We start from the raw sequence: 21,158 nt of genomic DNA on the forward strand, positions 1-21,158 counted from the left end.
TTCTCCCGCCCTCCACCATGAGGACGGGGCCGCCACGGCGCGGTCGCCCGCGCCCCGGCGGCTCCGCGGCGCGGGTCAGGACACGGCCGGGACGACGTGGCGCCCGTAGGCGTCGATGACCCCGTCCACGTCGTCGTGCATCGCGTACACCGCGAACTGGTCCACACCCGCCTCCCGGAGCCGCTCCAGCTTCCGCACATGCTCCTCCACCGGCCCGACCAGGCAGAACCGGTCGACGATGCCGTCCGGGACGAACGCGGTGTCGGGGTTGTCCGCCCGGCCGTGGTGGCTGTAGTCGTAGCCCCGCCGTGCCCTGACGTAGTCGGTCAGCTCCCGCGGGACCGCGTCGGAGGAGTCGCCGTAGCGGGCGACCAGGTCGGCCACGTGGTTGCCCACCATCCCGCCGAACCAGCGGCACTGCTCCCGCGCGTGGGCCAGTCCCCGCTCGGAGCCGTCGGTGACGTAGGCGGGCGCCGCCGCGCACACCGTCACCGCGTCGGGGTCGCGCCCGGCGTCGGCCGCGGCCGTGCGCACCGCCCGGACCATCCACTCGGTCAGGTAGGGGTCGGCCAGCTGGAGGATGAAACCGTCCGCCTGGCGGCCCGCCAGCTCCAGGGCCCGGGGCCCGTAGGCGCCCATCCACACGGGCAGGGCGCCGTCGCGCACCCACGGCAGGCGCAGGGCCGCGCCGTCCACGTCGGCCTCCCGGCCCTCGGCCAGGTCCTTGATCGCGCGCATCGCCCGGGACAGGCGTTCCAGGGTGGCGGGACGGCGGCCCGCCACCCGCATGGCCGAGTCGCCCCGGCCGATCCCGCACACCGTGCGGTTGCCGAACATGTCGTTCAGGGTGGCGAACAGCGAGGCGGTCACCTCCCAGGCGCGCGTGCCCGGGTTGGTCACCATGGGCCCCACGACCAGGCCGCTGGTGCGCTCCAGGATCCGGCTGTAGACGACGAAGGGCTCCTGCCAGAGCACGACCGAGTCGAAGGTCCACCCGTGGGTGAAGCCGTACCCCTCCGCGCGGACCATCCGCTCGACCAGCAGGTCGGCGGGCGGGTCGGTCTGGAGGACGAGTCCGATGTCCATGTGCTGCCCTCTCGTTCAGACCAGGTACTGGCAGGTGGACCGGGGCACGTACCGTCCGTGCCCGGCCTCGCCCAGGTAGGCGCCGCGGTCCACCACGACCCGGCCGCGCGAGAGCACGGTGCGGGCCCGGCCGGTGACCCGTCTGCCCTCGTAGGCCGAGTAGTCCACGTTCATGTGGTGCGTCTCGGCCGACAGGACGTGCTCGGCGCCGGGGTCGTAGACCACGATGTCGGCGTCCGAGCCCGGGCAGATCGTGCCCTTGGCCGGGTACAGGCCGAACATGCGTGCCGGGGTGGCGCAGGCGATCTCGATCCACCGGCGCCTGCCGATGCGGCCCTCCACCACGGCCTGGTGCAGCAGGTCCATGCGGTGCTCGACCCCCGGCATGCCGTTGGGGATCCTGGAGAAGTCGCCCCGGCCCAGGTCCTTCTGCCCGGCGAAGCAGAACGGGCAGTGGTCGGTGGAGACCACGGACAGGTCGTTGGTGCGCAGCGCCCGCCACAGGTGTTCCTGGTGCTCCCGGGGCCGCAGAGGCGTGGAGCACACGTACTTGGCACCCTCGAAACCGGGCTCGGCGAGGTTGTCGGCGGACAGGAACAGGTACTGGGGGCAGGTCTCGCCGAACACGTTGAGCCCCATCCCGCGCGCCCGGGCCAGCTCCTCCACCGCCTCCCGCGCCGAGACGTGCACCACGTACAGAGGCGCGCCCGCCACCCGGGCGAGCTGGACTGCGCGGTGGGTGGCCTCCGACTCCAGCAGGGCCCTGCGCACCTCGCCGTGGTACCTCGGGTCGGTCCGGCCCTCGGCCAGGGCCTGCTCGACCAGCACGTCGATGGCGATGCCGTTCTCGGCGTGCACCATGGTCAGCGCGCCGTTGGCGGCGCCGCGCTGCATGGCCCGCAGGATCTGGCCGTCGTCGCTGTAGAACACACCCGGGTAGGCCATGAACAGCTTGAACGAGGTCACGCCCTCGTCGACGAGGGCGTCCATCTCCCCGAGCGAGGACGCGTTGACGTCGGAGAGGATGGCGTGGAAGGCGTAGTCCACCGCGCAGTCGCCCTCGGCCTTGGCCATCCACGCGTCCACGCCCGCGCGCACCGACTCCCCGGGCCGCTGGATGGCGAAGTCGACGATCGTGGTGGTGCCGCCCCAGGCGGCGGCCCGGGTGCCCGTCTCGAAGGTGTCGGAGGAGGAGGTGCCGCCGAAGGGCATCTCCATGTGGGTGTGGCCGTCCACCCCGCCGGGGACGACGTAGTGCCCGGAGGCGTCGATGACCTCGGCGCCGCTGTCGGCCCAGGAGCGGGCGGCGTCGCTGCCGCGCAGCGCGAGCGCGGCCACCCTCTCGCCCTCCACGAGGACGTCGGCCTCGGTCTCCTCGGCGGCGGTGACGACCAGGCCGCCGCGGATGACGGTGCGTCGTGCCATGGCGCGCCCCCTCAGCCCTGGACCAGCGGGCCGTAGGCGTCGGGCCTGCGGTCGCGGTAGAAGGCCCACTGCCGGCGGACCTGGTCGACCATGTCCAGGTCCAGGTCGCGCACGACCAGTTCGGCGGAGGTGTCGGAGGCGACGTCGCCGACGAACTGCCCGCGCGGGTCGGCGAAGTAGCTGGTGCCGTAGAAGTCGTTGTCGCCGTACTCCTCCACGCCCACGCGGTTGATCGCGGCGACGAAGTAGGCGTTGGCCACGGCCGCCGCGGTCTGCTCCAGCTTCCACAGGTGGGCGGACAGGCCGCGGCTGGTCGCGGACGGGTTGTACACCAGCTGGGCTCCGGCCAGCCCCAGGGCCCGCCAGCCCTCGGGGAAGTGGCGGTCGTAGCAGATGTAGACGCCGATGCGCCCGGCGGCGGTGTCGAAGACCGGCCAGCCGAGGTTGCCGGGGCGGAAGTAGTACTTCTCCCAGAAGCCGTGGACCTGCGGGATGTGGTGCTTGCGGTACTTGCCCAGGTAGCTGCCGTCGGCGTCGACGACCGCGGCGGTGTTGTAGTAGAAGCCGGGGGACTCCACCTCGAAGACCGGCAGGACCATGACGATGCCCAGCTCCCGGGCCAGCGCCCTGAACCGGGTGACGGTGGGGCCGTCGGGGACGGCCTCGGCCCAGCGGTGGTGCTCGGGGTCCTGCACCTGGCAGAAGTAGGGGGCGTTGAACACCTCCTGGAAACCGATCACCCGCGCGCCCTGTGCGGCGGCGTCGCGCGCGTGCTTCTCGTGGACGGCGAGCATGGATTCGGTGTCGCCCGTCCATTCGGTCTGGACGAGTGCGGCACGGACGTTGTGCGGCATGTGTTCCTCGTTCCTGCGTGTGCGCCGCCGGGGCGGGCGAGAACGGTTGTTACGTCCGCGTATGTCCTGCTGGCACGGTGGTGCGAGCGGGTGGTGCGCGTGCCGTCGCACCTTAGGTAACGTCGAATGGCCGGTCAATGTCCGACATCCGCGTTCTCCGTGCGCGACCGGGTGAAGGAATTGCGCGATCGTGCCCTTACGGGGTGCGATGTCCTTTCTGTGACACGTGGAATTTCAGAGGAAAGGACATGTTTTCCGGCTTTTTCCCGCTGAATTTCGGATGAGGACACACACTCCCCCGCCGCCGCGCGGTCAGGCGGCGGCGCGGTCCCCGGTGGCGGACGCGCCGCCGTGACCGAGGGGTCCGAACGCGCCCTCGCTCCGCTCGGCGCGGTCGTCGAAGACGAAGACGATGAGCAGGACCAGGCCGATCCCGATGAGGAACAGGGCGCCGCAGCCCAGGCTCAGGAACAGCCAGGGGGAGTGCTCCCTGGCGCCTCCGGGCTCCCCCGGCGCGGGAGGGACCGAACGGGCGAAGCCGGGAGCGGGGGGCGGTCCCGGGGGCGGCTGCCAGCCGGTGGGCGGCATGCCTGCGGGGGGCGGACCCGTGGGCGGCTGGTCGCGGTCCGCGGATCCGTCACCGGGACCGTGCGGGGGCTGGCTCATGGCGGGGCCTGGCTTTCTGCTGCGGGCGTCGGCTGAGCGCCGGTGCCGGGTGGCGCCGTGCGGGAGGCGGCGGTGGCGCGCCGCCGCCTCCTAGTGTGGGGGACATGGCACGACTGCTCATCGTTCACCACACGGTCTCGCCCGCGACCCGGCAGTTGCTGGAGGCGGTCCTGGAGGGCGCCCGCGACGACGACATCGAGGGGGTCGAGGTGCGTGCGGAGGCGGCGCTGTCGGCCACGGCCAGCGACCTGCTCGGCGCCGACGCCGTCGTCCTGGGGACCCCGGCCAACATCGGGTACATGTCGGGCGCCCTCAAACACTTCTTCGACACGGTCTTCTACCCCGCCCAGGGAGCGACCGAGGGGCTGCCCTACGCGCTGTACGTGCACGGGGACGACGACGCCTCCGGCGCGGTCCGGGCCGTCGAGTCGATCGCCAAGGGCATGGGGTGGCGGCGGCACCGCCCGCCGGTCACCGTGACGGGCCGACCGGAGGCACGGGACCGCGAGGCCTGCTGGGAGCTGGGCGCTGTCACCGCCCTCGCCGCCCTGGAGCGCGCCTGAGCGGGCCCGCCACGGGAACCCTGCCACGGGCCGCTAGGGCTCCGACGCGCGCGGCACACGGCTCGCGGGCCGCTCCGGCGAACCGGGCGCCACGGCGGCGGGCGGGCGGGAAGCCGGAAAAGGGCGGGAAAGTCTGGGTAAGGGGTTGGCTGGGCCGGTGTCGGGTACGGCGTGGCGGTTTCGCCGAGTTCGACCAGCGGGTCAGGATGGGCCCAGGTCGTCGGGGAACACGGGGAGGCGCACACCCCCGTCCCGTCCGGCGCCGCAGACCTTCCGTCCGCCTCTCCGCCCGCGACCGCCGTCCCCGGACGGGACCGGGCCCCCGACCAGCCCCTCCCCAGACACACCGCGTGGCCGCCCACTGGCCCAAGTCCTCAGGCCGCGCGGTGTTTGCCTCAGAGGCGGCGCCGGTCCGCGGACCGGCGTCAGTAGCCCCGCCAGGCCCCCTGGTGGTAGCCGATGATCCTCGGGTGCATGAGGGTCGACTCCTCCACGTCCTCCTCGCGGCGGTCCTTGGGGAAGACCTGCGCGGCCTCCAGCAGGGCCGGGTCGAGGAAGCTCAGCGGCGGCGCGTCCTCGGGGACGCGCAGCTCGGGCGCGGACCCGGGCGAGGTGAGGTAGAAGCCCCAGTTGCCGAAGCTCGGCACGTCCACGTTGTAGGGCGTGACCGCCAGGTCCGCCGCCTCCAGGGAGTCGCCCACGCCCCAGTAGGCCTCCGGAGCGAAGAAGGGCGAACCCGCCTGCACGACCATGCGGCCCTCCTCGGACAGGGCGTGGCGCAGGAGGGCGTAGAACTCCACCGAGTAGAGCTTGGCGGTGCCCACGGAGTCCCCGTCCGGGAGGTCGGCGATGATGACGTCGAACTCCTCGCGGTTCTCGCGCAGCCACTGGAAGGCGTCGGCGTTGACCACGTCCACGCGCGGGTCCTCGAAGGAGTCCCCGTTGAGGCCGCTGATCACCGGGTCGGTCGAGGCCAGCTCGATCACGGCCGGGTCCAGGTCCACCAGGGTGGCCGAGGCCACGTCGTCGTAGGCCAGGATCTCGCGCAGGGCCAGGCCGTCACCGCCGCCCAGCACCAGCACGTCCTCGTGCGGTCCCGCCATCGCCGGGTGCACCAGCGACTCGTGGTAGCGGTACTCGTCCAGGCTGGAGAACTGGAGGCTCCCGTTGAGGAACAGGCGCACGTCCTGGCCGTCCAGGGACCGGGTGAGCACGATCTCCTGGTACTCGGAGCGCTCGGCGTGCACGATCGGGTCGCGGTACAGCGCCTGCCGCGCGTCCACCTCGAACTGGTCGGCGTAGGCGTAGGCCAGGCCGAGCACCGCGATGATGAGCGCCAGGCCCAGGCTCAGGCCCGCGTAGGCGCGCCGGGTCAGCTCCGCGCGGAACAGCCACAGCACCACCGCCACGCCGACGACGGCGTTGAGCGCGCCCACCATCAGCGCGCCCTTGGGCAGGCCCAGCAGCGGGAGCAACAGGAACGGGAAGGCCAGGCCGCCGATCAGGCCGCCCACGTAGTCGGCGGCGAACAGGTCGGCGACCGCGTCGGAGGCGTCCTGCCTGCGGATGCGCTGGATCAGCGTCATCAGCAGCGGGATCTCCATGCCGATGAGGAGCCCGATGGCGAACGACAGCACCACCAGGGCGGGCTGGTAGGCGGAGAACCAGGCGAACGCCCCGTACAGCAGCAGCACGGACAGTCCGCCGACCAGCGAGAGCAGGCCCTCGATCACCGCGAAGGCCGCGGCGGGGTGCGCCTGGAAGCGCTTGGACAACAGGGAGCCCACGCCCATCGCGAACACCATCACCGACAGGACCACGGAGGCCTGGGTGATGCTGTCGCCCAGCAGGTAGCTGCCGATGGCGACCAGCGCGAGCTCGTACACCAGACCGCAGGCGGCGCAGACGAACACCGCCAGCAACACGAGGAACCGGGCCGCCCTGGCGGATACCGGCAGTCGGGGCCGTGTGCGGGCGGTGGTCTCAGTCAACGGAACTGCCTTCGTGTGGTGGTGCGGTGGTGCGGTTGCCCGGGGCAGGGGGCCGGTGGGGGGAAGGGGCGTCAGGTCAGGGCCGCGGCGATGACGACCGCGATCGCCACGTGCGCGGAGGCGCTCACCCAGGTGGCCGGGTGCGGCTCGTCGCTGCTGATCATCTGGGCGATCTTGGCGGGGACGAGGAGGTCGATCAGCACGAACGACAGCGCCATCACGCCCAGGCCGATCAGGCCGTAGACGGCGGTCGAGAGCAGGCCCGCGCCCAGTCCGATCTCGGACTCGCTGGAGAGGATCGCCGAGGTGACGACGATGGCCGACCCCAGCGTGTTCGCGGACACCAGCAGGACCGCGTTGCGGTTGCGGTTCTCCCAGATCAGCACGTGCAGCTTGCCGGGGGTGAGGAGGTCGGTGAGGAGGTAGCCCAGCACGAGGATGACGATGCCCACTCCGCCGTAGGCGAGGGCTCCGAGCGCGTTGAGGAGGATCTCGTTCATGGTCCTGTTCGCAGGTAGGGGATTTCGGTTGACGTGTTCGTGACGTGTGGGGAAGGAGACTACTTGCCGAAGCCGCTGCCGCCGCCGCGGTAGTTGCTGCCGCTGCCGTTGCTGCTGCTGCCGCCGCTGTAGCTGCTGTTGTTGTCCCTGTAGCTGCTGCTGCCGGTTCCCCCGCCGAAGAAGAAGAATCCTCCGCCGCCGGAGGACCCCGAGGATCCGTCGCAGTCGTCGTCGTCATAGCCCTCGACCTGGACCACGTCGTCGTCGGGGCAGTAGTTGTTGCTGTTGTTGGAGCAGGCGCTGAGCAGGATCAGGACCAGCAGGATGACGCCGATCACGACGAACACCGTGATGATGACGTTCCTGTTGCCGTTGTTCGCGGGCTCCTCGTATGCCTTCATGGTGCGGTTCTCCCGGAAGTGGGGGGAAGGGTCACGGTCGAGGTGGTCGTCACCAGCTCGCCGCTCTGGGGGTAGGCGTGCCAGGTGCGCCAGCCGAGTGGTCCGCCGGGGACCAGGTGCAGCGCGGTGACAGCCAGCGGATCGCCGGGGAAGGCGACGAGCAGGCCGCCGGGGGAGTCCTCCACCTCCCGGTGGATCCCCTCCACCCGGCGGGCCAGCTCGGTGCGGGACAGGGACTCCACGCGCGAGCCGAAGCGGTAGCCGCCCAGGTCGGGGCGGTCGGCGCTGCCGGGCAGGCCGCCGGGGAGGCCGGGCAGGCAGGCCACCGTCTCCACCAGCGGCTCCCCGGCCACCAGGGCCCCGGGCGACGGCTCCGGCGTGACGACCACCTGGTGGGAGGCGCCGAGCACACGCAGTTCGACCCGGGCCCCCGGCACCCGGACGGTGCGGGCGGCCAGGGGATCGACCAGCGGGTGGCCCAGGGCCCAGACCAGGTCGTCGGCGCTGGTGTCGACGAAGGGGGCGCTGATGCTCGCGCGCACGTTCCGGTCAGCTCCCCGGGTAGATGGTGAAGGTGCCCGGGGCGACCTTGTTCCCCGTGCTGGCCTCCCAGCGCCCGTGGTCGAAGCGCTCGAAGGACAGCAGCCGTCCGTCGTCGGACTCGTAGTCGGCGTAGTCCAGGCCCCCGGAGGCCTTGAGCCCGGTGGTGCCCTCGGAGCGGTAGGAGCCGGTGCCCTTCTCCTGGAGCCGGTAGACGGTGCCCTCCAGCTCGATGCTCTTGCCCTGGGGGATGATGTCCAGGTCGGGGCGGCCGGTCCACAGGGCCAGCTCCACGTCGGGGTCCTCCTCCACCGAGAGCCAGCGCTTGCCGCCCTCGACCTCCAGGAAGTGCTCCGACCAGGTGAATCCGCCCTCGGACAGGCGCAGGGTGCCGCGGATCCAGGTCCGCTCGGTGCCCCAGTCGATCATGTCGCCCGCCTTGATGGCGCGCGGGTCGCCCGCGGTGCTGTCGCCCGTGTCGGCGAAGGGGTCCCGCGGCGGGGCGGGGGGTTCGGGGGCCGTCTTCGGTTTCTTGGCGCGCTGTGCGTAGACCAGGACGCCGATCACGACGGCGACGCCGACCAGGATGAGCAACAGCAGGAGTTCGATGGCCAATGTTCCTCGTTTCGCGGTGGGGCATGGGGGAGCGAGGCCGTGTACGTCCCCTGCCTGCGTGTTCCCCGGGGCCGGGCAATCCTACTGACGCTCTGACGCCGCGTGCGAGGGGTCGGTTCCACATGTGACCAGATCAGGACAGGAAAGACGCCCCGTCCGGGAACCTCTCACGGACGGTGATCGTTGACAACGGTCCCGTGTCCGGGAGTGTGCCCCGGCGCGCTCCCGAACACGGGACCGGGACGCCGGCGCCCCGCGCCCGGCGGCTCGGGCCGACGCGTCCGGGTCCCGGTGCGCAGGGATTTCAGCCCCGGGGGTCGCCGGTCTCCACCGGGAGGGTGTCGTCGCCTCCCCAGCGGCTCCACGACCCCGGGTACAGGCGGGCGCCGGAGTACCCGGCGTGCTCCAGGGCGAGCAGGTCGTGGCAGGCGGTGACCCCGGACCCGCAGTAGGCGGTGACGGTGTCGGCGGAGTCGGCGCCGAGGGCGGCGAAGCGTTCACGCAGGATTCCCGGGGCGGCCAGGAGACCGTCATCGCCCAGGTTCCCCGTCCACTCGGCGCTGCGGGCGCCCGGCACGTGCCCCGGTCGGGCGTCGACGGGTGCGGGCCGCTCACCGGTGTAGCGTTCGCGGGCGCGGGCGTCCACCAGCAGGTGCGCCGGATCGCCCGCCTCGGCGCGGACGGTGTCGGTGTGCACGATCCGGTCCGCGGGCCAGGGCAGCGGGGTGCGGTGCACCGGCCGGGGGGTGACGTCGCCCTCCTCCAGTTCGCCGGTCCACGCCTGGACGCCCCCGTCGAGGAAGGCCGCCGGGGTGCCCAGCACGCGCAGCATCCACACCAGGCGGGCGGCCACGGAACCGCCCGCGTCGTCGTAGACCACCACGGAGGAGTCGTCGCCGATGCCGAGGCGGCCGAGGGCGTCGGCGAAGTCGGCCGCGGAGGGCAGCGGGTGGCGTCCGCCCTCGGGACCGGCCGGGGCGGCCAGGTCGGTGTCCAGGTCGGTGAAGACGGCGCCGGGCAGGTGTCCGGCGCGGTGGGCGTCGCGGCCGGAGCGCCCGTCGAGATACCAGCGGGAGTCGACGAGGACCACCCGGTCGCGGTGTTCGCGGAGCCAGTCGGCCGACACGGCCACCGGCAGGGTCAGGAGTTCGGACATGGGCACCACACTAGGCGTTCCGTCCCGGCAGGTGGGGAGGGGTGTGCCCGGTGTCCGCCGCCGTAGCGGCCCGCGGGAGGGCTGCCCGGACGCGGAAAAGGAAGGCGGGCCCGGGGGACGCCGTTCAGGCGCCGCGGCCCCCGTCGTCCCGGACCATGCGGTGGACGCGCAGGATCCACCACAATCCCAGCACCGGCAGCACCAGCGGTATGAACAGGTACCCGGCGCCGAAGTTCGACCACACCGTGTCGTCGGGGAAGACCCCCGGCAGGAGCAGGCTGACCGCGCCCACCGCCAGCACACCGACCAGTTCGACACTGCACGAGACCAGCGCGACCCTGCGCGAGGTCCGCCCGGCCCGGGCCAGGCCCACCGCCGCCACCAGGTAGATCACCCCGGCGAGCAGCGAGAGCCCGTAGGCCAGCGGCGCCTCGTCGAACCTCGTGGCCAGCTGGTAGCCTCCGCGCGCGGTCGCGGCGAGCGCGAACACCCCGTACACGGCGACGAGCAGCCGCCCGGGGCCGGTGCGCAGGGTTCTGTCCCGGGTCGCGGCGGACTCAGACAACGGGGCTCCAGAGCTGTTCGAGGCGGACGAACAGGACGGGCAGGATCAGGCACGCGAAGGCGATCACCGCCGGGCCCCATCTGCTCCGCTCCATGAAGCCCCACACGGCGCACGCGGGCGGCAGCAGAGCGACCGTGGCCAGGTAGGACACGAACATGGCCGTCTCGGCGGGCCGCTCGCCGCCGACCATGGTGACGACGGTGGCGGCCACCTGTCCGAGCACGAGCAGCCACAGGACAGCCATGCCGACCAGGTGCGGGACCACCATGGGCTGGTCGCGGAAGGTCGAGACGAGGCACCACCCGGCCAACGCCAGTGACACCATCTGAATCGTCATGGTCAGCCAGTCGACCACGCCGCCTCCGCTCGTCGTCCTCACACCATGCCAGCGGGCTTCTACGACACAGCGTAGTACGTCAGGGCCACCGGATCGCACCGTCCCCCGACGGCTGCCCCGCCCGGGCCCGCCCGCCAGCGGAAACGTCCCATTCCGGACAGCGCAGACACGGGGCTAGCGAGGCGGCGGCACACCCGCGTCGGATATGGTCCTCGAAGCCGCATGTGTTCCAGCCGCTACACGGCTCAGGCCCGCGGCACATTCCCTCAGGCATCGTGTACGAGACCGGAGCACCCCGTTGTCCTATCCCCAGTACCCTTCCGGCCCCCAGCAGCCTCCCCACGGTGACGGCACCGGCGGCTACCAGCCCTACGGCGGCCAGCCCGGCTACGGCCCTCCCGGCGGAGGCCAGCCCGGCTACGGAGACCCGTCCGGCGGTCAGCCGCCCTACGGGGGCCCGGGCGGACCGCCTCCCGGCCAGCCCCCCTACGGCGGCATGCCCCCCGGCGGTCCCGGAGACCCCTACGGCCCGCCGCCCGGCGGCCAGCCCCCGAAGAAGGGCATGTCCACCGGCGCCAAGGTCGGCCTCGGCATCGGCGGCGGCTGCCTCGGCCTGGTGGTCATCGTGGTCATCGTCATCGTGATCATCGCCTCGATGGCGGGCGGCGACGACAGTGCCTCGACCTCCACGCCCTCGGCGCCCACCCAGCAGGAGGGCACGCAGGAGTCCGAGGGCGGCGCGGCCGAGGAGCCCGCCAACGAGCAGGGCGTCACCCTGACCGCCACCGCGGCGGGCACGGCCGGTGACACCATCGACGACACCGTCTACACGGTGCTCGACGTCGAGCTCACCAACAACGGCGACGAGCCGCTCGACATCAACCCGCTCTACTTCACGACGGTGCTCTCCGACGGGACCGAGCGCACCGACTGGGCCGACGCGATCTTCGCCGACATCCAGCACATCGAGGTCGGCACCCTCGCGCCCGGCTCCTCGGTCTCGGGGCAGATCGCCGTGGTCGGCGAGGTCGTGGTGACCGAGGTCCGCTACGACCCCAGTTTCGGCATGGAGGACCCGATCGTCACGACGGTCCAGTAGCCCACGCACGCACCGCGAAGCCCCGGCCGCATGCCCCGCGGCCGGGGCTTCGTGCTGTGTTCCCGGCGGCGCTCGCCGGTGTCCGGCGGTGCCCGGCCGGGTCTCCCGAGGTGTCCGTCCGGGCGTGCGGCGGTCTCAGGTTGGGCGTCGGGGTACGGCAACGGAGCGGCCGGGTGCGGCGGCAGAACGGCCGGGCGTCGCGAAAGCCGCTTTCTACCGCGAAAGGGACCTTTTTCGCGGCTGGCTCGTATATCGTCGGCGCACGCGCGCGTCCCCGCCCGCACGCACCCGTCCAGCGCGGTACCCGCTCCACCGCTCCCTGCGCATCCCCCGGAGCCCCGCCATGTCCCTGCCCCCGCGTTCCCCCGCCACCGTGTCCACCGGCGGCAAGATCGGCCTCGGATGCCTGGGGTGCTTCGGCGCCCTGGTCCTGACCGTGATGATCGGCTCCTGCGCCAGTGCGCTGGCCGGAGGCGGCTCCGACCAGGCGGGTCCGCCGCCCCCGGCCGCCACGGTGACCGCGACCGTGTCCGAGACGGTGGAGCCGACCGCCACCGCGACCGAGGAGGTCGAGGTGGAGGTGACGGTCACCGCCACGGAGACCGTCACGGAGACGGTGACCGAACGCCCGGACAACGGCGGCAGCGGCGGGGGCGGGGGCGGTGACACCGGCGGCGCCGCCCCGGCCTACTACGAGAACTGCGACGCGGCGCGCGCCGCGGGTGCGGCGCCCGTACGCCGCGGCGACCCGGGTTACGGCTCCCACCTGGACCGCGACGGCGACGGCGTCGCCTGCGAATGACGGGAGCCCGGCCCGGGACCGGTTCCGGGGGTGACGTCGGAGCGGGTCGGAGCGCGGAGCGCCCCGACCCGTCGGTGCTCCCCTACGCCGGGGTGGCCTCCCCCGCGGGGGCCTCCGCCTTCGCGGTGCTCCCCGCCAGCGCGCGCTTGATGACGGCGGCCTCCACCTGGTCGACGGCGTGGGCGGTCATCTTGTCGCCGTACCCGGGCAGGGCGCGGCTGCCGACGTACTCGCGGGTCAGTCGTACGGCCTCGGCGGTGGCCTCCCCGTAGTCGCCGTCGACCCCGCCCGCGCCCAGGGCGTCGCCGAAGCCCGCCCGGGTGACCTTGAGCTGGAGGAGCTTGACCGCGTCCCCCGTACTGCCGATCGCGAGTCCGAGCATGTCGTTTACCTCCGTGATCTCCCCGGGGGGCTTTTCGAACGTGCCGTCGCGGACGAGGGCGTAGGCCTTGTCGCCCGGGCACGAGGTGGAGACGAAGTCGCGGTGCCCGAGCACCGTTCCGGCGATCGACGTGTCCGGTTCCATCAGCCACTGGCGGAGCGCGCGCACGGCGTTGATCTGCTCCGGGGTGATGGTGTCCGTGGGACCGGTGGCCAGGGTCACCGAGTAGTGGGAGGTGTTGCCCCCCGGCTGCGCGGCCTGGGTCTTGTACAGTCCCCGGCCTTCAAGGACATATCCGTGCGAACAGGACATAAAGGAATATCCGACGTCGTCCCAGCCGCGGGAGGGGCCGGTGTGGAAGGAGCGGGTGTCGCGCCAGTACTTGAGGCAGGCCGAGTGGTCCTTCGCAGCCAGCCCCTGGTCGGTGCTGTCGTAGTGGATGACCAGTCCGGATCGGGGATTGGCCCGGGTCGCGGGCGAGGAACCCCATCCCAGATCGGACCGAGAGACGTATTTGCTCGGTCGAGGCATGCCCCCCATTGTGTCAAGTCGACACTCCGAAGGGTAGAGGGTTGGTCACTTTGCGTAGAAAATTCCTTGTTGTCGGCCACCCGGTGTGGCGGAGCCCCCGTACCCGGAGCCCTCTGCGGCACGATGGTGGCCGACCCGAACCTGGGAGGTAACCCGTGCGCTCCGCACACACCGCCGACACCGTCCGCGAGGCCGAGCGCGCGCTCATGGCGCGCCTCCCCGAGGGGGCCCTCATGCGCCGGGCGGCCACCGGGCTCGCCGCCGAGTGCGCGCGGCTGCTGCCCCGCGTGTACGGGTCGCGGGTCGTCCTCATGGTCGGCGGCGGCGACAACGGGGGCGACGCGCTGTACGCGGGCGCCGCGCTGGCAGCCCGGGGCGCGGCCGTGCGCGCCCTGATCGCCGGGCGGCGCGTCCACGAGGGCGGGATCGCCGCCCTGCGGTCCGCGGGCGGGCGGGTCCGCTGGTTCACCGACGCCCTCGCCGACGAGAGCGACCTGTTCGACGCCGACCTCGTCGTGGACGGGCTCGTGGGCATCGGCGGCAGCGGCGGCCTGCGCAGGCCGCACTCCACCCTGGCCCTGCTCGCCGCCAACGCGCCCGTCCCCGTGGTCGCCGTGGACCTGCCAAGCGGGGTGGACGCCGACACCGGTGAGGTGGCCGGGCATTCCGTCCGCGCCGATGTCACGGTCACCTTCGGCACCCACAAGCCCGGCCTGTTCGTCGATCCGGGCGCCGAACGCGCGGGCAGGATCCGTCTCGTGGACATCGGGCTGACCCCGGAGCTGCCCGGGCCCGACCTGGTCAGTCCGCGGGCTGCGGATGTCGCCTCGCTCCTGCCGGTCGCCGGGGTGGAGTCGGACAAGTACCGGCGGGGCGTCCTCGCCGTCCGGGCGGGCTCCGACCGCTACCGGGGCGCCGCGGTCCTGTGCGTGGGCGGAGCGCTGCGCACCGGGGTCGGCATGGTGCGCTACGGGGGCGGCCCGGCCGTGGTGGACCAGGTGCTCGCCCGCTGGCCGGAGGCCGTCGCCAGCCTCCTCGACCCGCAGAACAGCACCGACCTGTCGCCCGGGCGGGTGTCCGCCGTCGTCGTCGGCTCCGGCCGGGGCACGCACCCGGCCAACGCCGACGAGCTCCGCGCGGTCCTGGACAGCGACGTCCCGGTGCTGGTGGACGCGGACGGGCTCACCCTGCTCACCGGGCAGTGGGGCGAACCGCTGTGCGAGCTGCTGCGGGAGCGGAAGGCGCACACGCTGCTGACGCCGCACGCCGGGGAGCTGGCCCGGATGCTGGGCGCGGACCGGAAGGACGTCGAGGCGCGCCGCCTGGAGCACGCGGCCCGCGCCCGGGACCGGTTCGGGTGCACGGTCCTGCTCAAGGGGTCGACCACGGTGATCGCGCACCCGGGAGCACCGGTGGTCGTGAACCCGACCGGAACGCCGCTGCTGGCCACCGCCGGGACCGGAGACGTGCTGTCGGGGGCGGTCGGCGCGCTCCTGGCCGCCGGACTGCCCGCGAGGGAGGCGGCGATGTGCGGCGCCTACCTGCACGGACGCGCCGCCTCGTTGGCCCGGGACGGAGCCCCGATCAGCGCGTCCGACCTGCTGGAGGCGCTGCCGCTCGCGGTGGCCGAGGTCCGCCGGGCGGCCTGAGACGGAGCCGGGCCGGGACCGGGCGGCGGGCCCGTTCGCGGTGTGGCTCGGGCTCGTGCTCGCCTGGGTGCCCACCGACGTCTGACCTGACCGCCGTCCTGCACACGGACGGCACCGACGCCGTGCCGCACGGGTCCGGTGCACGGACAGGTGCTAGACGGGGACCACGTGGACGCTCTCGGTGCCGATCGCCCGGAGGTAGGCCCCGATGTCGTCGGGGTCGCTGGTGAACACCACGGCCTCCCCGTGCCGTGCCGCGGTCCAGGCGACCATGGCGTCCACCGCGTCCGGTCGTTTCTTCGGGGGCAGGTCCGCGCTGTCCAGGAGCACGCCGATACGCCGCCAGTCGGTGGTGTCGGGCGCCGTGGAGCACATGATGCAGGTGACCTGACCGGCGCGGGACGGGCGCAGCGCGGGTGCGGAGGACCTGGCCTGGGGAACGGTGCACTCCTTGAGTACGCGCCCCAGGGCGTGCACGGTGGCCGGGTCCGACCTCCAGGCCTGTGCCAGGACCGGGCCGGGGACGATGGGGCGGTGCGGGGTCCTACCGAGCCCCTGGTGCAGGTGCCACGCCTTGGCCTTGCCCGAGGCCAGGGCGATGAGCATGCCGGTGTCGTACACCGGCACCATGACGGTCACGCGACCTGCCACCGGCCCGCGTCCGCCTCGTCCCCGTAGACCAGGCGCAGGGCGTCGGCGACCTCCCCGCGCTCCCCCTCGGAGAGTTCCGCCGGCTCGTCGACCGGGGTGTAGCTGGCGGCCCCGGCCTCGGCTTCGGCGATGACGGCGTCGATACCGGAGAAGACCTCCTCGGCGGCTTCGACCTCGGCCATCTGCCGGGTGGCGGCGTTCACCATGTACGAGGAGAGGTCCATTCCCGCCCGTTCCGCGTGACTTCTGATGCGGTCCGCGTGCTCGGGGTCGAGGCTGATGCTGATGCGTACCTTGCCCATGCACCCGATGGTATTACGCGTATTACGCCGCGTCCACCGTGGTCGGCGCCGTCGAGGGGCCGGGGTGCGGTGCTCCGGCGCCGGGTGTGCGGCCGCCCGTCAGCGTGCGCGGGCGGCGTCGAGGCCGAGCCGCACGATGTCGGCGATGAAGTAGTCGCCCGGATCGCGGTCGTCGCGCAGCCGGTGCACCAGGGAGTCGTCCACCCACAGGAACTCGGTGTGCTTGCCCGGCTCCAGGCGGGGCGCGTTCAGGTCGCCCTCCACCCGCACCAGGTAGTCCACCTCGTGCCGGGTCAGGCCGTCCCCGGGGTCCCAGTCCAGCCGGAACAGCTCCGCCAGCACCCCGGTCAGCCGCCAGCCGGTCTCCTCCTCGACCTCGCGCGCCAGCCCCTCCAGCATGGTCTCGCCCTGCTCGACGTGTCCGCCCACGATGTCCCAGCAGTGCGGGAACACCTTGCGCGTGGGGGACCGGCGCTGGGCGAAGACCCTTCCCCGGTCGTCGGCGATCACCGCGGCCGCCACGTGGGTCCGGCCGTCGGCGGTGTCGGGGAACTCGATCCCGGGGGCCACCGTGATGCCTGTGCTCATGCGTCCTCCTCGTCCGCGGGCGAGCCTACCTCCCGGCCCCGGCGGGGCAGGCGCAGCGTCAGGAGCCTGGCCCGGGGGGCCAGTCCGCGGGCCAGGTCGAACACCGCCTCGGTGCGCGAGTGGTCCTCGTCGAGCACCGAGAACAGGTTCACCCCCAGGTAGAACGTGATCGCCCCGTAGGCCACCTCGCGGGCGGGCAGCAGCTTCCCGAGGGCGGACCCGCCCAGGACCCGGTTCCACTCCTGCTCGATGAAGGCGATCCACGGCTCCGAGCGGTCCCGGATCTGCGTGCGCAGCTCCGGTTTGGTGACGGCGGCGGCCACCAGCTCGGAGAACTCGGTGATGTAGCCGCGCTCCAGGTCGGTCCGGTAGATGCGCATCGCCGCCTCCACCAGCTCCTCCAGGGTGTCGGCCCGTGCCGCGATCTCCCGGTACATCGCCATGCGCTCGGCGCTGGAGCGGTCCAGCGCCGCCAGCAGAAGCTGGTCGACGCCGCCGAAGTGGTAGAAGACCAGCGCCGAGTTGGCCTCCGCGCGCGCGGCGATGCCGCGCGCCGACGCCCCCGCGTAGCCCTCCTCGCGCAGGACCTCGCTGGCGGCCGTCAGGAGCCGCTCCCTCGTCTCCTCGCTCGTGCGCCGTCCTCCGCCGCCCTTGGCCATCATGGCCCTCCTTGCTCTCGGGGAGGTTTTCAGCATACGGTTTAATCGAGTGATTAAACCAAGCGATTTAATCGCATGCTGAAGGAGATCCCCCGTGCCCCGAAGCGACTCCCCCGCGCCCTCCAGGGCGCGCCTGCTGCTCGCGGCCCTGGTCCTGGCAGCCTTCGCCGCCCTGCTGGCGCTCCGGATCCACCACTGGGGCGGCCTGGACCAGACCGCGCTGTTCTACGTCGGCCTGCCCGCGACCATCGCCCTGCTCGTGGTGTTCACCGTGCGGGCCCGCAGCGCCATGGGCGTCACCATGGCCGTCACCACCCTCTGCCTGGCCCTGGCCGGACCCCTGCTCGGCGAGGGCATGGTCTGCCTGCTCATCGCCGCGCCGCTGATCTACGGGGTCGTCGCCGTGGTCACCTGGACGGCCGGGGCGCTCGTCGCCTGGCGGGACCGCTCCCGGCACGCCCTGTTCGCGGTGCCGCTGCTGTTCGCGCTCGCCCTGGAGGGCGTCGCCGGAACCTCCCTGCTGCCCCGGGAGGACCGCGGTGAGGGCTACGTCCTGGTCTCCACGCCCGCGGGGAACGTCGCCGCCGCCCTGGCCGCCCCGCCCGCCTACGCCGCCCCCGACGCGCTCTTCCTCCGGGCCGTGCCCTTCCCCGAGCCCGTCTCGGCCTCCGGCGAGGGACTGGAGGTCGGCGACACCCGGCTCGTCCGCTTCACCCCGCGCCGCACGCTGGAGCCTGGCGCCGAGCCCACGCCGCGCCACATGGCGCTCCGGATCACGGAGAGCGAGATCCGCGAGGACGGCGGGCGCGTGGTGTTCGAGGTGGTCGAGGACACCGCCTTCGCGAACTGGATGGACATGCGCACCGCCGAGGCCGTGTGGAACGCCGAGGGAGCCGGAACCCGCCTGGCCTGGTCCATCGACTACGAGCGCACCTACGAGCCCTCCTGGTACTTCGGGCCGATCCAGTCCTACGCGACCGACCTGGCCGCCGAGTACCTCGCCGTCACCTTCGGCACCGCCGCGCTGGGGGACTCCCGATGACCCCGGAACTGCCCGCGGCGCTGGTCCGCGGCGTCGGCCTGTTCGCCCCGCTGTTCCTGCTGGCCGGACTGTGCCTGTGGCGCGCGCCCCGCCCGCGCGAGGTCGCGGCGATGCTGGTGGCCGGGGCGTGGGCCCTGTTCACGCTGGTCCCGCTCAACCTGTACGCGCTGCGCGCCGGCTGGTGGTCCTTCCACGCCGAGGGCGCGGTGTGGCTCGGCATGCCCGTGGACCTGCTGCTGGCCTGGGCGGTGCTGTGGGGCGCGCTGCCCGCGCTGCTGCTGCGCCTGCTGCCGGTGCCGCTGCTCAGCGGCCTGCTCGTGTGGGTGGACGTCATCATCATGCCGCTCGCCGAACCCGTCGTGGTGCTGGGCCCGCTCTGGCTGCTCGGCGAGTTCGTCGGCTCCGCGCTGTGCCTGATTCCCGCGCTGATGCTGGCCTACTGGACGCGCACCGGCCAGCTGGTGCACGCCCGGATGTGGGCGCAGGCGCTCCTGGCGTTCGGGGCCATGGTGGTCCTGCCGCTGGCCGCGCTGGACGCCCTGCCCGGTCCGGGCACGGCCTTCGTGGCCGCCCAGGTCCTGGCCCCGGTGTGCCTGCCGGGGCTGGCGGCGGCCCGCGAGTTCGCGCGGGTGGGCGGCGGCACCCCGCTGCCCTTCGACCCGCCGTCGCGGCTGGTCACCAGCGGCCCCTACGCCTACCTGCGCAACCCGATGCAGGCCACCGTCGCCGGGGTGTACCTGGTCCTGGCCCCGGTGACCGGCGACCCGCGGCTGCTGCTCGGCGCGCTCGCGGCCTTCGCCTACGGCGCGGGGTTCGCCGCCTGGCACGAGGGCGGCCAGCTGCGGGCGGCGTTCGGAGGGGACTGGGAGGCCTACCGGGCGGGCGTGCGCGCCTGGCTGCCCCGGTGGCGGCCGTGGCCCGGCCGCGCACCGGGCACGCTGTACGTGGCCGCGGACTGCGCGATGTGCCGGGGCCTGGGCGGCTGGCTGGCCGCCCGCGCGCCGGTGGCGCTGGAGCCGCGACCGGCGGCGGAGCACCCCGAGGTGCTGTACCGCCTCACCTACGAGAACCCCGAGGGTCTGCGCTGGAGCGGGGTGTCGGCGCTGGCCCGGGCATTGGAGCACCTGCACCTGGGGTGGGCGCTCGCGGGCTGGGTGCTCGACCTGCCGGGGGTGCGGCACTTCGCGCAGCTGTGCGCGGACGCCTTCGGGGCCGGGCCGCGGCCCTCGCGCGAACCCCTCGGTGAAGGAGGGGGAGGGGAGGAGCCGGGCGCTCCCCGCGGCGGTGGGGCGTCGTTGCCCGGCGCGCGGGCGTGAGTCGGCGGTTCCGGAACGCGGCGCCCGGGGGAACGGGGGAGGGCCCGGGAGGCCGGACCGGTGCGCGCGGGAGACCGCGGCGGGGCTCCACCGAGGACCCGGCGCGCCTTCGGTCCGCGCCCCCGTCGGCAGGAGCCGTTCACGTTCCGCGCAGACCCGTTTCCGGCCGACACGGAGAGCGCCGCCCGCGTCGAGCGCGGGCGGCGCCCGGTGTTCCCCGTGGTCGGGGGCCCTTCTCCCCGGCGTCGGAGTCGGAGCGGGCCGCCGCGGTTCCGGCCGGTTCGGACTCCCCGCCCCGGTTCAGGTGTCGGGGTCGGTGTCGGGCTCGACCGCTGATCCCAGGCCGGTCAGCCAGGCCAGATGGCTCTGCAGGGCCGTTCGTCCGACCGGGGTCAGGCGGAACCAGGTCTTCGGTCGGCGCCCGACCGCTCCCTTGCGGACTTCGAGCAGTCCGGCGTCCTCCAGGGTGCGGCTGTGCTTGGAGACCATCGGATCGCTGACGCCGAGCAGGTCGCGCACGGTGGCGAAGTCGACCCACTTGGCGCTCTGCAACAGCGCGCACATCGCCAGGCGCGGGCCGGTCTCCAGGATCGGTTGGCGTGCGGCGGCGGCGCCTCCGGGGGAGGCGCCGCCGCCGGGGCGGTGCAGCGCGGTCACTACTTGACCCTGCCGTTCTCGATGCTGCGGCGCATGGCCGAGCGGACCAGCATCTGCCCGGCGAGCACGAGGACGGCCACGGGCACCAGCGCGGCGAGCGCGAAGCCGATCATGCCCTGGTCGACCAGGAGGTTGATGCCGATGTAGCCCACGCCCGCGACAGCCAGGGCGGCGATCCACATCAGCCGGGCGCCGGGGTAGGAGGTGATGTAGCGCGGCATGTACACGCCGCTGCGTCGGCGCTGGATGACCGAGTAGGCGGTGGCGACCAGGACCACGCCGAGGACGGCCCACTGGAAGTAGGGGCCGCTGCCGGGCAGGACGGCGGACCAGATCGGCAGTCCGGCGATGAGCACGCTCGCCGCGGCGAGGAAGACCCAGTAGGCGGCGGGCAGGTCGGTGTGGCTGGCGAGCTTGCGGCGGGCGTCGGCGACCTGGTCGAGCTCGGGATTGCTGGCCATGTCCATCTCCTCTTTCGTATCTACTTTCTATATGGAAAGTAGATACCAAGGATCGGGTCCTGTCAAACACACCGGGGCCCGAAAGAAGACCGCCGGGACGCAGCCACCGCGTCGACCAGCGACGACGCGAGGAACGCGGATGGCCGACACGCCCCGCGGTCGGCGGGACCGCCGCCGGCCTCCGCCGCCGGGGAAGGGGCCCACGGCGCCCTCCCCCGACCGGGCGGCCCACCGTTATGCTCGGTCGGGCCGATCCGTCCGGAAGGCGGCGGAAACGGGCCCGCGGTCCCCGCCCCGAGAGAGCGCCCGTCCGCCCCCGA

General features: G+C 73.3%; 25 protein-coding genes. 6 read left to right on the forward strand and 19 right to left on the reverse strand.

The window, feature by feature from the left end:
• Positions 1-75 precede the first annotated feature (75 nt).
• The 4 genes from ACSTA4_RS03755 to ACSTA4_RS03770 form a co-directional block, all read right to left on the reverse strand.
• The gene (locus ACSTA4_RS03755; protein WP_444962422.1) at positions 76-1,086 is read right to left on the reverse strand and encodes a TIGR03842 family LLM class F420-dependent oxidoreductase; all 1,011 of its coding nucleotides are present in this window, start codon (positions 1,084-1,086) and stop codon (positions 76-78) included.
• Between the two features lie 15 nt (positions 1,087-1,101).
• Positions 1,102-2,511: a dihydropyrimidinase gene (gene hydA / locus ACSTA4_RS03760; RefSeq protein WP_444962423.1), complete on the reverse strand. Its 1,410-nt coding sequence runs from the start codon at positions 2,509-2,511 to the stop codon at positions 1,102-1,104.
• A gap of 11 nt (positions 2,512-2,522) precedes the next feature.
• Entirely contained in the window at positions 2,523-3,365 is an 843-nt protein-coding gene (locus tag ACSTA4_RS03765; protein WP_444962424.1) for a nitrilase-related carbon-nitrogen hydrolase, read from the reverse strand.
• 312 nt (positions 3,366-3,677) lie between these two features.
• A complete protein-coding gene (locus tag ACSTA4_RS03770) occupies positions 3,678-4,031 on the reverse strand; it encodes a hypothetical protein (protein ID WP_444962425.1) in 354 nt (117 codons plus the stop codon).
• A 104-nt stretch (positions 4,032-4,135) separates the two neighbouring features.
• On the opposite strand from ACSTA4_RS03770, the gene ACSTA4_RS03775 reads away from it, so the two are divergent.
• Positions 4,136-4,594 carry a flavodoxin family protein gene (locus tag ACSTA4_RS03775; protein ID WP_274976159.1) on the forward strand — a complete coding sequence of 153 codons (459 nt, stop codon included), beginning with the start codon at positions 4,136-4,138 and terminating at the stop codon, positions 4,592-4,594.
• 425 nt (positions 4,595-5,019) lie between these two features.
• Here ACSTA4_RS03775 and ACSTA4_RS03780 read toward each other — a convergent pair whose 3' ends face one another.
• From ACSTA4_RS03780 to ACSTA4_RS03815, 8 genes are all read right to left on the reverse strand, one after another.
• Positions 5,020-6,585, reverse strand: coding sequence for a polyamine aminopropyltransferase (locus ACSTA4_RS03780; RefSeq protein ID WP_444962426.1), 1,566 nt, complete (start codon positions 6,583-6,585; stop codon positions 5,020-5,022).
• Between the two features lie 71 nt (positions 6,586-6,656).
• Positions 6,657-7,085, reverse strand: a complete 429-nt coding sequence (locus tag ACSTA4_RS03785) for a DUF350 domain-containing protein (RefSeq protein ID WP_212641571.1) — start codon at positions 7,083-7,085, stop codon at positions 6,657-6,659.
• Between the two features lie 59 nt (positions 7,086-7,144).
• On the reverse strand, positions 7,145-7,486 hold the full coding sequence (locus ACSTA4_RS03790; protein ID WP_444962427.1) for a hypothetical protein: 342 nt from the start codon (positions 7,484-7,486) through the stop codon (positions 7,145-7,147).
• Positions 7,483-8,028 carry a DUF2617 family protein gene (locus ACSTA4_RS03795; RefSeq protein WP_444962428.1) on the reverse strand — a complete coding sequence of 182 codons (546 nt, stop codon included), beginning with the start codon at positions 8,026-8,028 and terminating at the stop codon, positions 7,483-7,485. The genes ACSTA4_RS03790 and ACSTA4_RS03795 overlap by 4 nt, the downstream gene beginning before the upstream one ends.
• Before the next feature lie 7 nt (positions 8,029-8,035).
• A complete protein-coding gene (locus ACSTA4_RS03800) occupies positions 8,036-8,641 on the reverse strand; it encodes a DUF4178 domain-containing protein (protein ID WP_444962429.1) in 606 nt (201 codons plus the stop codon).
• A gap of 304 nt (positions 8,642-8,945) precedes the next feature.
• On the reverse strand, positions 8,946-9,797 hold the full coding sequence (locus ACSTA4_RS03805) for a sulfurtransferase (protein ID WP_444962430.1): 852 nt from the start codon (positions 9,795-9,797) through the stop codon (positions 8,946-8,948).
• A gap of 124 nt (positions 9,798-9,921) precedes the next feature.
• Complete coding sequence (locus ACSTA4_RS03810; RefSeq protein WP_444962431.1) at positions 9,922-10,362, reverse strand: hypothetical protein; 441 nt, start codon at positions 10,360-10,362, stop codon at positions 9,922-9,924.
• Positions 10,355-10,717 carry a hypothetical protein gene (locus ACSTA4_RS03815; protein WP_174546564.1) on the reverse strand — a complete coding sequence of 121 codons (363 nt, stop codon included), beginning with the start codon at positions 10,715-10,717 and terminating at the stop codon, positions 10,355-10,357. Before ACSTA4_RS03815 ends, ACSTA4_RS03810 begins: the two co-directional genes overlap by 8 nt.
• 280 nt (positions 10,718-10,997) lie before the next feature.
• Here ACSTA4_RS03815 and ACSTA4_RS03820 point away from each other — a divergent pair, with 280 nt between their 5' ends.
• Complete coding sequence (locus ACSTA4_RS03820) at positions 10,998-11,798, forward strand: DUF4352 domain-containing protein (protein ID WP_248773487.1); 801 nt, start codon at positions 10,998-11,000, stop codon at positions 11,796-11,798.
• A gap of 343 nt (positions 11,799-12,141) precedes the next feature.
• Positions 12,142-12,600: an excalibur calcium-binding domain-containing protein gene (locus ACSTA4_RS03825; protein WP_444962432.1), complete on the forward strand. Its 459-nt coding sequence runs from the start codon at positions 12,142-12,144 to the stop codon at positions 12,598-12,600.
• 82 nt (positions 12,601-12,682) lie between these two features.
• Here the strand turns inward: ACSTA4_RS03825 and ACSTA4_RS03830 are convergent, their stop codons facing one another.
• Positions 12,683-13,513, reverse strand: a complete 831-nt coding sequence (locus ACSTA4_RS03830) for a peptidoglycan recognition protein family protein (RefSeq protein WP_444962433.1) — start codon at positions 13,511-13,513, stop codon at positions 12,683-12,685.
• Positions 13,514-13,668: 155 nt separating this feature from the next.
• Between ACSTA4_RS03830 and ACSTA4_RS03835 the strand changes: the two genes are divergently transcribed.
• The gene (locus ACSTA4_RS03835; protein ID WP_444962434.1) at positions 13,669-15,162 is read left to right on the forward strand and encodes an NAD(P)H-hydrate dehydratase; all 1,494 of its coding nucleotides are present in this window, start codon (positions 13,669-13,671) and stop codon (positions 15,160-15,162) included.
• 153 nt (positions 15,163-15,315) lie between these two features.
• Here the strand turns inward: ACSTA4_RS03835 and ACSTA4_RS03840 are convergent, their stop codons facing one another.
• The 4 genes from ACSTA4_RS03840 to ACSTA4_RS03855 all read right to left on the reverse strand — a co-directional run bounded on the left by ACSTA4_RS03840 (position 15,316) and on the right by ACSTA4_RS03855 (position 17,362).
• Positions 15,316-15,768: a hypothetical protein gene (locus ACSTA4_RS03840; RefSeq protein WP_444964088.1), complete on the reverse strand. Its 453-nt coding sequence runs from the start codon at positions 15,766-15,768 to the stop codon at positions 15,316-15,318.
• Between the two features lie 29 nt (positions 15,769-15,797).
• On the reverse strand, positions 15,798-16,115 hold the full coding sequence (locus ACSTA4_RS03845; RefSeq protein ID WP_444962435.1) for a hypothetical protein: 318 nt from the start codon (positions 16,113-16,115) through the stop codon (positions 15,798-15,800).
• Between the two features lie 99 nt (positions 16,116-16,214).
• Positions 16,215-16,703 carry an NUDIX domain-containing protein gene (locus ACSTA4_RS03850; protein ID WP_444962436.1) on the reverse strand — a complete coding sequence of 163 codons (489 nt, stop codon included), beginning with the start codon at positions 16,701-16,703 and terminating at the stop codon, positions 16,215-16,217.
• On the reverse strand, positions 16,700-17,362 hold the full coding sequence (locus tag ACSTA4_RS03855) for a TetR/AcrR family transcriptional regulator (protein ID WP_444964089.1): 663 nt from the start codon (positions 17,360-17,362) through the stop codon (positions 16,700-16,702). The genes ACSTA4_RS03850 and ACSTA4_RS03855 overlap by 4 nt, the downstream gene beginning before the upstream one ends.
• Before the next feature lie 94 nt (positions 17,363-17,456).
• On the opposite strand from ACSTA4_RS03855, the gene ACSTA4_RS03860 reads away from it, so the two are divergent.
• Both ACSTA4_RS03860 and ACSTA4_RS03865 read left to right on the forward strand, forming a co-directional pair.
• Positions 17,457-18,404 (forward strand): hypothetical protein, encoded by a 948-nt coding sequence (locus ACSTA4_RS03860; protein WP_444962437.1) that lies wholly within the window; start codon positions 17,457-17,459, stop codon positions 18,402-18,404.
• Complete coding sequence (locus tag ACSTA4_RS03865) at positions 18,401-19,720, forward strand: methyltransferase family protein (RefSeq protein WP_444962438.1); 1,320 nt, start codon at positions 18,401-18,403, stop codon at positions 19,718-19,720. The genes ACSTA4_RS03860 and ACSTA4_RS03865 overlap by 4 nt, the downstream gene beginning before the upstream one ends.
• A gap of 300 nt (positions 19,721-20,020) precedes the next feature.
• On the opposite strand, the gene ACSTA4_RS03870 is transcribed toward ACSTA4_RS03865, so the two are convergent.
• Together ACSTA4_RS03870 and ACSTA4_RS03875 are read right to left on the reverse strand one after the other, a co-directional pair.
• Positions 20,021-20,377, reverse strand: a complete 357-nt coding sequence (locus ACSTA4_RS03870) for a winged helix-turn-helix domain-containing protein (protein ID WP_444962439.1) — start codon at positions 20,375-20,377, stop codon at positions 20,021-20,023.
• The gene (locus ACSTA4_RS03875) at positions 20,377-20,838 is read right to left on the reverse strand and encodes a hypothetical protein (RefSeq protein ID WP_444962440.1); all 462 of its coding nucleotides are present in this window, start codon (positions 20,836-20,838) and stop codon (positions 20,377-20,379) included. Before ACSTA4_RS03875 ends, ACSTA4_RS03870 begins: the two co-directional genes overlap by 1 nt.
• Positions 20,839-21,158: the final 320 nt, after the last annotated feature.

Source organism: Nocardiopsis sp. M1B1, from assembly GCF_052466615.1.